A 12,406-nucleotide genomic window follows, 5' to 3' on the forward strand; every position below is an offset into this window, starting at 1 on the left:
GTCTGGGCCGAAGGCCCAGTCTCTTTTATCATCCCTGTCTCTATAAGAACTGACACAGCGAGAACGTTATGGACAAAAAAATCGCTCTGCTGATTATCGACCCACAGACGGACTTCTGCGATGCGCAAACCGGCTCGTTGTATGTGCCGGGCGCCGAGAACGACTCCGAGCGGCTCGCGGCTCTGCTGGATCGCGTCGGCGCTGGCTTCGACTCCATCCATGTGACCATGGACGCGCACTATCGTGACGACATCGGCCACCCGCTGTTCTGGGTGGACGCCCAGGGCAACCACCCGGAGGTGGACATTCCGGCGGGCAAATTCCCGGTGGTGTTGAGCGAGGAGGATCTGCTGGAGGGGCGCTGGACTCCTGCTGACCCTGAGATGCGCGCGTGGGCGTTGGAGTATGTGCACACGCTGGCGTCGGGCAATCGCTACGCGCCGGTGATCTGGCCCTACCACTGTTTGATTGGCGAGCCGGGCGGGACCATCTACGCCCCAGTGGCCGCAGCGGTGGCGCGTTGGGAGCTGACCACGGGCAAGCGCGCCCACAAAGTCCTCAAGGGGATGAACCGGCGCACCGAGCACTACAGTGCGGTCAAAGCGGAAGTGGCGGATCCGGCGGACCCGCACACCATGGTCAACCGCGAGCTGATCGAGGCGCTGTCGGCCGCCGATGAGATCGCCGTGAGCGGACAGGCGCTTTCCCACTGCGTGGCCAACACCGTGCGCGACATCGCCGATGCGTTGGGCGCCGATCAGGTGAGCAAACTGGTGCTGCTGGAGGATACCGCCAGCAATGTGCCCACCTTTGAGGCGCTGGGCGAGGCGTTCGTGGGCGAGATGAGCGCGCGCGGCATGCGTTTGGGCAAGTCTGTGGATTATTGCGCCTGATATTGACGCCTGGGTATGGGACAAGAGGCTGGAGCGTGGCTCCAGCCTCTTGGTCTCGTCATGGGAAACCAAAATGGCGTAGAACGGCCAATGTTTGCGTGACGTAGAGCCGACTTGCGCGAACTATTGGCCGCCGACTGGTCGGCGGCGGGGTGATTCGGGCCATCCACCCCGCCGGCCCCCTCACCCTTCGGGCTCGCTGCGCGAGTCCGATCCGGCAATCCTGCCGAATCGTCTGGGGGCCGCGCCCCCAGCGGCCAAAGGTGTGCAATTCAGGGCGGAGCCCCACGGTGTGGTTTTTGATCTTGGGAGCTCGAGGGCGTAGCCCTCGATATCTTTCATCGCCAAAATCGCCAATGCCCAATTATGAATTCAACTGGCAATATAGTCACCGCAATTCGGAATTGCACAGGCTCCTCAATGTTTGTGTGACACAGGTAAAGCTTGCGCTGACTATTGGCCTCCGGCCAGCCGGAGGCGGGATTGATTCAGGCCATCCATGGCCCTCACCCTGCGGGCTCGCTGCGCGAGTCCGATTTGGCAATCCTGCCAAATCGTCATAGGGTCTGTGACCCTTAAGCGGGTGTGTAATGGAATGGTCCGCTCCGCTACCCAAACGGCCTCGCAATGGGCCAAGATGGTGGTGTGTTTTTCCATCTAAACGGAGTCGGAGCGGACCATGAGCAATCATATCGAAAACGGACAGGTACGGGTACTGGGGATTGATCTGGGCAAGAGCGTGTTTCAGTTGCATGGCGTCGATGCGCGCGGCAAAAGCGTTCTCAAGAAGCGACTGAAACGAGACGAGCTCCTGGAGTACATGGCGCAACTGCCGCCGCGCCTGGTGGGGATGGAAGCCAGTAGCGGCGCCCACCATTGGGCGCGGAAATTTCAGGGATATGGGCATGATGTGCGTTTGATGGCGCCGCAATATGTGAAGCCCTACGTGAAGCGGCACAAGAACGACAGCGTGGACGCTGAGGCGATATGTGAAGCGGTACAGCGTCCGAATATGCGTTTTGTGGGGATCAAAAGCGTTGCCCAGCAAGAGATATTGTCGCTGCATCGGATACGCAGTCTGGCGGTGAAGAACCGCACGGCGTTGGTGAACCAGATTCGCGGACTGCTTGCCGAGTATGGGATTGTCTTTCCCAAGAGCATCAAACAGGCGCGGCGGGCGATTGTGCTGATTTTGAGTGAACTCCACAGGGGGCAAGGCGTGGCTGACGGGGATCAGCAAGCGGGGAAACGGTTATCTTCGCACCCTGTTGATTCATGGGGCGCGGGCGGTGTTGCGTGTAGCGGAGAAAAAGCCGGACCGCCGCAGCCAGTGGGCAGTGTCGGTGTCGGAACGTCGCGGCGCGAATAAAGCGGTGGTGGCGCTGGCCAACCGCATGGCGCGCAGCGCGTGGGCGATGCTGGTGAAGCAGGAGGCCTATGGGGCCAGCGCCGCTGTGTAGAGAGAGCGCAATACAACTCTAAAAGAAAAACAGGCCGATAAGGAAAGAGAAAGAGATCCCACCAGCCAGGTTGCGAGAGAGAGTCGAGATTGATGGCGTGAAACGGCATAGCCCTGCGTGGTCAAGAACCTGTTTCGCCCAAGGGCCCATTGAGGCCGAGGGTGTGTTGAGGAGGGCCACGCGCAAATTCCATCAGGGCCAGAGGGCGACAAGCCCCTCATCAACAGGCCGGATACATGGGCGCGACTAAGCCTCACACATCAGTGGACATTTTCTCTTGCCGTGGCGGAGCGGACCATACATGGGCGGAGCCCACGATTTGGCAGGAATGCCAAATCGGACTCGCGCAGCGAGCCCGAAGGGTGAGGACCAGGGATGGTCCGAATCACGGTGTAGCTGTTGATCTTAGGAGCTCGAGGGCGGAGCCCTCGATATCTTCTCGCTTCAAATGTCTCATTCTCTTCTGCGGCGACTATAGTATTCTGCGTCCTGTTCACCGCGAGTGTGTTGTGTCGGATTCAGGGATGACGCGCCAGAGTTGATAAGAACCCGGCGCACGATGCGCCAATTCAAATGCGCCGCCGCCATCGTTGAGGAAGAACAGGCGGCGGGTAAGCTCGTCCATCTCCGCTGCGGGCAGAACCAACGCCCGATGGCGCGCGGCGTCCAGCATCACCGCCGGGCCGTCGGCGCCAAAGCGTTTGACCTGCGGCGCATGCCGCGCAGAGATCACCACGCTCGTCGATAGCGGCGCGCCGCCGCCATTGACCTGCAACTCTCCTCGGCTCAAATCGAATAACCAGCCGCCGCCGCGCCAGCTCTGGCCTTGGGGGGTGACGTTGGCAACAACCATCCCCTTGCCCTGTCCAAACGCTTGTGCGGCGAAATCCCACGTTGCATAGCGTCGTTGCCACGCATCGGGATTCCACGCCAGGCTGTCGCGGATCAGCAGATAGAGCGGACGGGAGGTTTGGGGAAAGAGTCGCGGCGTCCATTCGCCAGCATCCAACCCCGCTTGCGTCAATAGAGCCGCCGCGTCCGGCGGGCCAGCGCGCAGGCTCTGCTCCAGCAGGGCAAAGGTCGCCGCCAACTCGCCATTCAACGCCTTGCGCCATGCGTCGATGGCGGCATAGCCGTTGTGGGCGTAAAAGCGCATGAATCGCGCCGCTGTTTGCGGATCAGCATGGTAGAGCGGACGCGCCAGCGCCGTTAGGCGCCCTCCGGCGTCGGCGTCGTGCACATGGTTGTCCGCCGCCACCGCGCGTCGGCTCATATGGCGCAGCGCGTGGCCGATATCCCACCAACTCCAGATCAGCGCATCCGGCGGCGTATGGTGGGCAACCTGCTCCCAGGCGGCTAGCTCGCGGGCGTCGAAGGTGGGCGCCCGCGCCACCCGCAACAGATGTTCATGCTCAATCGCCGCGCACAGCAACAGCGCCACGGCCAATCCAACCCCAGCGCCCCGTGGCGAGGCGTGGCCCCAGCGGCGCCAGAAAAATTCCAGCAACGCCGCCAGACCAAAGCCCAACAGCGGCGCGGTGAAGATCAGCAGGCGCTGCGAGCCCACTGCGCCCCACATCCCCAGCGTCACCCATGGCAAGAGATACAGCGCCGCGCGACGTCGCGTGATGAGCAAGCCCACTGCGCCCACTGCGCCCAGCCCCAGCAGCAGCGGATGCCCAACTGTTCCATACAGCAACAGCTCCGCGTCCGGGGGGAAGAATTCGGCGATGCCCGCCGCTGCTGGCGGGATGTCGGCGGCGTGGCTCTGGGTGATGAGTTGGATGAGTTGCGCCGTTTCTCCCAAGAGGTGAGCCGGGGCCGGGAGCCAGGGCGTCGCGCCCAGTAGGGCGATGAGAGCCGCGCCCCCAAGTCGCCGCCATTGGCGTCGGTCATTGCGCCACGCCGCCAGCATAAACAGCAGGAGTGCGCCTGTTACCGCCAGCGCGGCGTTGGGCCACCACCACAGGAACAACCAATAGAGGATCAGCGCCACGATCAGCGCGCGCGCGTGTCTGCGCTGGACGAATTGAAACAGCGTCAGCGCCAATCCCAGCAGCAGCGCGCCGTTGAGGGGGTCGGTATCCAACCAGCCCAGGCCGCTGCGCATGAAGGTGCGCGGCGCCTCCATCCCCAGCAGCGCGCCGCCCGCCGCCAGCCACAGCGATCCGCCCAGGGCGCGTCCCCACAGGAACAGCGGAATCGCCAGCAGCGGACCGAGCAGGGCAGGCAGCAGGAATCCTGCCCGCATCAGGGGGATATCCAGGGCGCTGGAGAGGAGATTCAGCAGATGCGCCGACAGCGGCGCCACGGTGGGCGCGGGGATGGTCAGCGGCGGACCGGAGGCCTCCAGCCCGCCCGGGTAGTCGCCTTCGCGCAGGGCTTGCGCCAGATCCAGCAGGTAGTAGCCGTCGGCGGCGTGAATGATCGGTTCGCCATGCAGATGGGTCTGCTCCGTGGGCAGCGCCAGATGCGGCGCGTCCCACAGTCGCATGATCACGCCAAAGGCGACGATGCCCAGCAGCAGCGCCACATCGCGCCAGCCTGTCAGCAGCGGCGGCGGGGGGAGGGGCTAGGCGTCATAGTCCTCATGCCGCCGCACCCACAAGGTCTCTTCGGCGATCTCCTGGGGAGTGGCGCGCGTGAGTTTGAGGATGCGCGTAATCAGCGCCACCGAGGCCTCGCGATCCACCACCACCACGTGCTCGGCGCCCAACTCGCGCAGCGTCTCGCCCTCGGTGAAGAAGGGCGTGCGCGCCACCACCGGGATATCCGGGCAGGCCGCCTTGGCCGCCGCCACCACGTGCTGCGTGGCGGAGGCCGCCGGCACCGTCACCACCAGCGCCAGGGCCTTGTCCAAACCCGCATGGTGCAGCACATCCTCGCGGGAGGCGTCGCCAAAGTGGATGTCCACCCCGTTGGCGCGCTCCCGGCGCACGGTGTCGGGATTGGTCTCCAGCACCCGGCAGGGGATGCCCTGCCGCTGCGCCAACTCCCACACCGCATGCCCATTGGCGCCGAAGCCCACCACCAGCAGGTGCCCCAGCGGCGAGAACGGGGCGTCGATATCATCCTCGCGCTCGGCGAATTGGGTTTTCAGGAACGGGATGCTGGCGATTTTGCGCCCCCAGCCGCCCGCCAGCGCCACCAGCACCGGGGTGACCGCCATGGTGGCCACCGAGATGGCGAGGAAGTATTGACGGCCTTCGTCATCCATCAAACCGGCGTCCATGCCCGCCTGCGCCAGCACAAAGGAGAATTCGCCCACCTGCGCCAGGGCGATGCCCGCGCCCGCCGCCGCCGCCACGGTGGTTCCCGCCAGCAGCGATGCGCCGCCGGTGAGCAGCGCCTTGATGGCGATGAGCAGCGCCGCGCCGATAAGCACCTGGGGCAGGTGCGCGGCGAAGAATCCGGCGTCCATCAACATCCCCACCGAGACGAAGAACAGACTGGTGAAGACGTCGCGGAACGGCATCACCATGGAGAGCGCATGGTGGCCGTAGTCCGACTCCGACACTACCAATCCGGCCAGGAACGCCCCCAGCGCCAGACTCAGCCCCGCTTGGGCGGTGAGTAGGGCGATGCCCAGCCCCAGCATCAGCAGGGTCATGAGGAACAGCTCCGGGTCGCGCAGCCGCACCACCCGCACCAGCGCCATGGGCACGTAGCGGCGCGCGCCAAACCACACCAGCAGGCCGATGCCGATGGCCTTGATGACGAACATGCCCAGCTCTTTGATGGGGTCCTGCGCCTGTCCGGCCAGCAGCGGGATCATCAGCAGCATGGGCACCACGATGAGATCCTGAAACACCAGCACGCCCAGGGTGGGCGGACCGTGGGGGCCGCCCATTTCGCCGCGCTCCTGCATCACCTTGAGCACGATGGCGGTGGAGCTGAGGGAGACCAGGAAGCCGATGAACACCGCGCTGTTCATGGGAAGCCCCAGCGCCAGCGCGGCCAGTCCGCCGGCGACGATGGCCAACCCCACCTGCGCGCCGCCGCCCACCAGCACCAGACGCCGCATCTCCATCAATTTGCCCAGCGACAGCTCCAGGCCGATGGTGAACAGCAGCAGCATCACCCCCACTTCCGCCAGCAGCTCCACCTCGTGCACCGAGGCCACCAGTCCGAATCCGTGGGGGCCCATGGCCGCGCCGGAGACCAGGAACCCCAGCAGGGTGGGGATGCGCAGCGCATGGCACAGCCACACGCCAAACACCGAGAAGGTGAAGATGAGGGTGATGTCGACGAGGATTGTGTGGTCCATGGGAATAGCGCTTTGGGTAGGGGTAAGAGCTGTTAACGCTCGGGTGAATGTGCCTTGGCGCTCAAATTTATCAGCATGCGCTGTGTCAACTTACGAGGGTCCAGGGAAATCATTTCCCTGGTGGGTCCAGGGCAAAGCCCTGGCGGGTCAAGGGCGGCGCCCTTGTGGGGTCTGGGGCAACGCCCCAGTCTCTTTACGCTTTCAACCGCTCAACTCCATTCAAATTGTGCCAAACATATCCGGAGAGGTCCAGAGTCGGCCCGGCGCAAGCAAATCATAAAGATATTTAAAGATAAGTATTGATGTGATATAAATCTGTGTAATGGCGCGCCTCGGGTCTCTCCAGCGCGCATGTTTTTCCCCAATAATAGGAGTGTGCACAATGAGCAACTGGTTGACCTCGCTCAGCGATCACTTCTCGTTTGAAAACCCCTTTGACACCTGGGGGGTTGGCAACGAGGAGAAAAGCAATCAATGGGATTGGGAGAATCGGCGGGAGGCCGAACGCCGCTGGCAATGGGATTCTGACAACGGCGCCGCCATGAACGGCCCCGACGACTACATGGGGCAGGTGATCGCTGAGCGCATGGAGAGCGACCCCATGGCGGCGCCGGGCTATCGCGCGCCCGACGATGAGCCGGACCCATACCTGGTGGAGCCCATGGCCAATCGGCTGGCGCGCAACACCATCAATCAGGCGGTGAGCTATCTGGGCCAGCCGCGCGCCCGCGCGCCGTTTTCAGTGAGCGACGTGGTCAACCCGGAGAACCGGGAGAAATATATCGACCTGCGCCGCGACGATCTCATGGCCAATGAGAACCGCTATGGAACCACGCCCCACGACCGCATGAGCGCAGGCTCCAAGGCGCGTGAGGAGTGGTTCACCGGCAACTGGCATACGCCCACGCTGAACGATCTGGCCCAGCGTCAGACCCAGTGGGCGCAGCAGGATGCGCACAATCGCAGCCTCATCAGCAACACCTTCGGTTTGGATGAAGAGACCGGCGCGCCGTGGGATCCCAGCATGATCCCCAGCAATCTGCATGACCAGGGGACCGCGCCGCCCATGGCCGGGACCGAGGCGCTGGACCGCATGGGCGGTTTTCTGCAACAGGTGGGGGCTTCGACTTTCACCCCGGGCCTGCACCCCGCCGCCGCCAAGACGCAGTTGGAAACCGGCGGCTACCATGTGCCGGACTATGACTCCATCGTGCGACCCGGCGCGATTCAGCCGGGCATGGCGCAAGGGTTCCCCGGCGCGCAATCCAATCTGGGCGTGAGTCCGCACCAAGCCCATAAGCCGCCGCTGCCGTTTGCGTCGGTGACGGGGCAAAGTCAATCGCCCCATGCCATGACGGCGCTTGGTCACATGAATCCCAATGATCCGCAGGGACGGGATTTCAGGCAGACCATGGAGTATTACCCAGAGCGGGATTACGCCAAGCCTGAGACCATGGATTATCGGATTGGGCGGGATGATGTAAATAACCGTATTGCCTATGCGTCCGATAGCGAGGCTGGCGGCGGCATGGGAGCAGGAGGAGGCTTTGGCGGCTCGGATCGTCGTGACCAAGGCGGCGGCGCTGCAATCGGCGGGGAAACGGGGCTCAGCGGCGGCGGGGTCGGTTATGAGCAACCTGGAATGATGCCAGGCGTCGGAGGGTATGGCGCATTGGAGCAGGATTTCGATAGCGAGTGGGCCCCAGTGGTGCGCAGTGGGCGTTCTGCCCCCAATGTAAACATCACGCCAGAACGTCTGGGGATTAACGCTGCGCCCAATTCTCAAATGCGCGATCCGGGTTTGAATCTGCAAGGCGCTGTGCGTGGTGGATTTGAAGTCAATGGTGGGCGCCCGGCGGGAGTCGCGCCCTCTGGCCTCACAATTACGCCGACTAACAACCTCATGCCGCAGGCCACGGCGCAAGATTCTCTGAGCATCATCGGTCTGGAGGGGCGGCAGGCTTCCCCATCGGCTGGTTCGGGTCTGCGGATGAATCCGGATGGGGCGGTCACGATGGGCTTTGAACAGCCAGACACCGGTGGCGTGAACGGCTACGCCAATGCGCCTGGTCGTCTTCCCACGATTCCGAATCAAATGGCCAAGCCCACGCCATTGACCCCTGGTCTGGCCTCGCCCGCCTGGCCCCAAGCACAACCGTCAACGCCGTTGCTTAATACGCCACAACCCCAAGCCGGGCCGATTTCAGCCTATGGCCCGCGAACGCAACTGCCCGATGCGCCCATGCCGGGGAATCCGTTAGCGGGTAATCCCAATGGCAAACCGCCCCTACCGTTTGCCTCGGTGACCCAGCCGCGCGCCGTTCCACAACCCCAAGCTGTCCCGCAATCGCCTGTGACGCCTGCACAAGAGACTGCGGATCCCTTGTATGGATCGCCCTGGCAATTGCAGCGTCCGAATGGGACAAATAAGGTCGAACTGAACAATTTCCATCAATTGCAGCAGCGTCAGGCTCAAGGTCAGGGGCCAGTTCGTGCTACGCCAACGCCAAAGCGCACACCTCAGACCGTAGTTCCTCAAGCGCCGCTCACCCCGGAGCAGGAGCGTATCGAACGGGGAAATCGCTGGCATGAAGAGAAGCGGAAAGAGATTCTGGATCATCCAGGGGAGCGAGAGCCATATTTCTTCAGCCGACTCAATGGTCAGGCGCAATTCAACTGGATTGATGATAACGGCAAAGAGTACGTTGTCCTGGAGCAACAGGATGATAAAAGCTGGAAGAACCCTTTCACTAATGAGACGTTTAAGGATGATGATTCCGCGCGCGCCTACATGGATGACTTGAAGAATGAAGCCGAGTGGAGCAGAATAAGAGGAGGGGCTGTTGATGCAGCGCTTTCTGCAATTAGTTTAGGTGGATCAAAAGCTGCGATTCTTGCAAAAGAGCCAGCAAAAAGGCTTGCTGGTGCGATGCAGTCTTTAGCAGCGGATAGCGCATCCGCAGCTCGTACACACGCCAGCGGAGGAAGCCCTATGGAAGTGGCCGACCAAATAGCGCCTTCTGTTATCGGTAATTTACAGCATCACGGAGCGCCTCAGGCTGGCCTCATCTGGTCTACAAAAAATGCGGTTCGATCGATGTTTTTCCCTCCAAGCAATAGAAAAATCCCCGAAAGAGCGATCGTAAATAAAAATGCCCGCTAATCGACTTCTTATAGCCTTAAGTACCATCTTAGCTGTTTTGGGACTTTTGGTTGCGCAAAGCTCTCAGATGGATCTGTCTGAGAGCTTTGCTCTTTCAGGAATAATTTATGCGAGCACTCACCAGTTGAATTATATTTTCCGATGTTTGTTTGGTCTAACAGTTTTTTCACCGCATACTGGAGAGCTTGATGATTCACATGAAAACAGAAGCTTGAGGAGTGCGTTGTTTTTCAAGTCGCTTGGTTTGCAGATAGTTCTTATCATTCTCATATTGCTAATTTTGAGAGATGGTGGATGAGTTATTTGATAGATGCGACTGGGGCCGGAGTTCAGGGGACACTCACCTAATTAATTTGATATAGGTCAAAGGTATGGTGAATTCCAGCGATGGTCACTTAATTAAATTGATATGATGCTCACTGACAGTAAATCTGTACCCCTTCCCACAAACACTTTTTGAATTTCCCTGCATGAAATTCTGGTGCAGTTCGCCGTCCTGCGGACGACGGCCCTTCTGGCCTGCTTATCTGCCATTTCCCCGTTTTCCCTTCGTGCTGGCTCGACGTTCCGCGCTCCATCCCCAACCTCTTACAGGTGCGCTCTCCCTGCTATGGGGAAACGGCAACAGACGAAGACAACACCGTGGGCGCCGCCCACACCCGCTGGGGGCAGCGGCCCCCAGACCCCGCCGCCGACTAGTCGGCGGCCCGTTTTGCTTCCCGCCTTTACGCCAGCAGAATCGCCTCCAACGCATGCCGCAACACCGCTTCCGCCTGCTTGCGATCCATCTCCGGGTTCAGCACGATGCGGTTGGACATCCCCTCAAACAGCGCCATGGCCACCTCCGTCACCGCCTCAGTGGGCAAGCTCGACTCCACCCCACGCCGCTGCCGCGCCAGCGCCTCCAATTTGGTGATGCGCTCACGCATGGCGCGGTCCGCCTCCTGAATGATGGCGGCGATCTTCGGGTTGCGCGCCGATTCAGCCAAGATCTCCAGCCACATGCCCGAATACTCCGACTCGGTCTTGCGCGCCATGATGGTGTCCACATCCCGCACCATCGCCTCAAACGGCTGCTCCGCCGCCTCAAACCCCGCCACCAACTCCAAACCAATCTCCAACCGCCGCGCCACAATCCCTGCAATGATCGCCTCTTTGTTGGGGAAGAAGTGGTAGATGTGTCCTGGACTCATCCCCGCCACCTTGGAGATGCGCGCAATGCTCGCGCCGCGAAACCCATACTTGAGAAAACACTCAGCCGCCGCATCCAATACCTGTTTGCGGCGTTGTTCAGCGCGGGTTTCAGTCGGTTGCGACATACTCAAATCCATCAAATTGTGGTTGCTGTGCGGATTATCTTGACCCGTTTGCGTGCCTCAGCATACATTGAATGACCATTCTAGAACAATCATTCTAGAAACAGAAATGACGTCTATTCCGGAAAGCACACGATGACATTCGCCAAGCACCCGCATCTCTCCCGCGCCCTTGTCGCGCTGGGTTTCACATTTGGCCTCGCCACCTCGGCATGGGCCCAAGGCGCGCCCGGCGGCGCGCCGGAGGTCGGCTTCATCACCCTGCAACCGCAAGACGCCTCCTTGGTGAGCGAACTGCCGGGCCGTGTGGCCGCGCCGCTCACCGCCAGCGTGCGCCCGCAGGTGACCGGCATCATTCAGGAGCGTCTCTTCGAAGAGGGCGCCCAGGTCAGCGTAGGCCAACCCCTCTATCGCATCGACCCGGCCAGCTACGAAGCCGCGCGCGATCAAGCTCGCGCCGCCGTGGCGCGGGATCTGGCGCGGCTGTCCATTGCCCGCATCAAGGCAGAACGCACGCAGAAACTCCGCGCCTCCAAAACCATCAGCCAAGAGGTGCTGGATGAGGTTCTGGCCAGTCTGAAAGAAGCGGAAGCCAATGTCGCGCTGAGCCGCGCGGCGCTGCGTAGCGCCGAGTTGGATTTGAAACGCTGCGTCATCAGAGCCCCCATCGCCGGACGCATTGGCCGCTCGCTCATCACCGTGGGCGAACTGGTGGGCGCCAATCAGCAGAACGCCCTGGCGGTGATCCGTCAGCTGGATCCCATCTATGTGGACATCACCCGCGCCAGCGCCGATTTGACGCGCTTGAAACTGGCCCAAACCAGCGGCGCGCTGAAACCGCCCGCCGCGGACTCCGCTACTGTGCGTCTGACCCTGGAGCATGGTCAGGACTATCCCCAGGCGGGTCGCTTGGCGTTTACCGAAGTGAGCGTCTCCGAATCCACCGGCGCGGTGACCCAGCGGGCCACCGTGCCCAATCCTGATGGCGTGCTGTTGCCGGGCATGTACGTGCGCGCCTTTGTTACTGACGGCGTGGCTCCGGCAGTGATCCTGGCGCCGCAGCAGGGGGTGACCCACGACGCCCGTGGCCGCGCCACTGCTATGGTGCTGTCTGAGGACAATACCGTTACCGCGCGCACCATTGCCTTGGGTCAGTCCGTGGCCAGCAATTGGTTGGTCAAAGAGGGCCTCAAGCCGGGCGATCGCCTCATAGTTGAAGGCTCGCTCAAGGCGCGTCCGGGCTCCAAAGCCACGCCCAAGCCCGCCAATCTGACCTCGGATTCCGCTGCGGCGGCGCAGTAAGGAGA

Annotated in this window: 6 protein-coding genes and 1 pseudogene; 4 read left to right on the forward strand and 3 right to left on the reverse strand. The window is 61.9% G+C overall.

Going from position 1 to position 12,406, the window contains the following annotated elements; all coding sequences use genetic code 11:
- The first annotated feature begins 68 nt into the window (after positions 1-68).
- Positions 69-893 carry a cysteine hydrolase family protein gene (locus MAIT1_RS13470; protein WP_085443447.1) on the forward strand — a complete coding sequence of 275 codons (825 nt, stop codon included), beginning with the start codon at positions 69-71 and terminating at the stop codon, positions 891-893.
- 679 nt (positions 894-1,572) lie between these two features.
- Positions 1,573-2,353, forward strand: a pseudogene (locus tag MAIT1_RS13475) (IS110 family RNA-guided transposase).
- A 493-nt stretch (positions 2,354-2,846) separates the two neighbouring features.
- Here the strand turns inward: MAIT1_RS13475 and MAIT1_RS13480 are convergent.
- Both MAIT1_RS13480 and MAIT1_RS13485 read right to left on the reverse strand, forming a co-directional pair.
- Positions 2,847-4,886, reverse strand: coding sequence for an STT3 domain-containing protein (locus MAIT1_RS13480; RefSeq protein WP_085443448.1), 2,040 nt, complete (start codon positions 4,884-4,886; stop codon positions 2,847-2,849).
- A gap of 39 nt (positions 4,887-4,925) precedes the next feature.
- The gene (locus MAIT1_RS13485) at positions 4,926-6,620 is read right to left on the reverse strand and encodes a cation:proton antiporter (RefSeq protein WP_085443449.1); all 1,695 of its coding nucleotides are present in this window, start codon (positions 6,618-6,620) and stop codon (positions 4,926-4,928) included.
- Positions 6,621-7,002: 382 nt separating this feature from the next.
- Between MAIT1_RS13485 and MAIT1_RS13490 the strand changes: the two genes are divergently transcribed.
- Positions 7,003-9,783: a hypothetical protein gene (locus MAIT1_RS13490; protein WP_085443450.1), complete on the forward strand. Its 2,781-nt coding sequence runs from the start codon at positions 7,003-7,005 to the stop codon at positions 9,781-9,783.
- A 725-nt stretch (positions 9,784-10,508) separates the two neighbouring features.
- On the opposite strand, the gene MAIT1_RS13495 is transcribed toward MAIT1_RS13490, so the two are convergent.
- Positions 10,509-11,102, reverse strand: coding sequence for a TetR/AcrR family transcriptional regulator (locus MAIT1_RS13495; RefSeq protein WP_085443451.1), 594 nt, complete (start codon positions 11,100-11,102; stop codon positions 10,509-10,511).
- A 132-nt stretch (positions 11,103-11,234) separates the two neighbouring features.
- Between MAIT1_RS13495 and MAIT1_RS13500 the strand changes: the two genes are divergently transcribed.
- The gene (locus tag MAIT1_RS13500; protein WP_085443452.1) at positions 11,235-12,401 is read left to right on the forward strand and encodes an efflux RND transporter periplasmic adaptor subunit; all 1,167 of its coding nucleotides are present in this window, start codon (positions 11,235-11,237) and stop codon (positions 12,399-12,401) included.
- Positions 12,402-12,406: the final 5 nt, after the last annotated feature.

It is taken from the genome of Magnetofaba australis IT-1 (assembly GCF_002109495.1).
In the GTDB taxonomy this organism is placed as follows: domain Bacteria; phylum Pseudomonadota; class Magnetococcia; order Magnetococcales; family Magnetococcaceae; genus Magnetofaba; species Magnetofaba australis.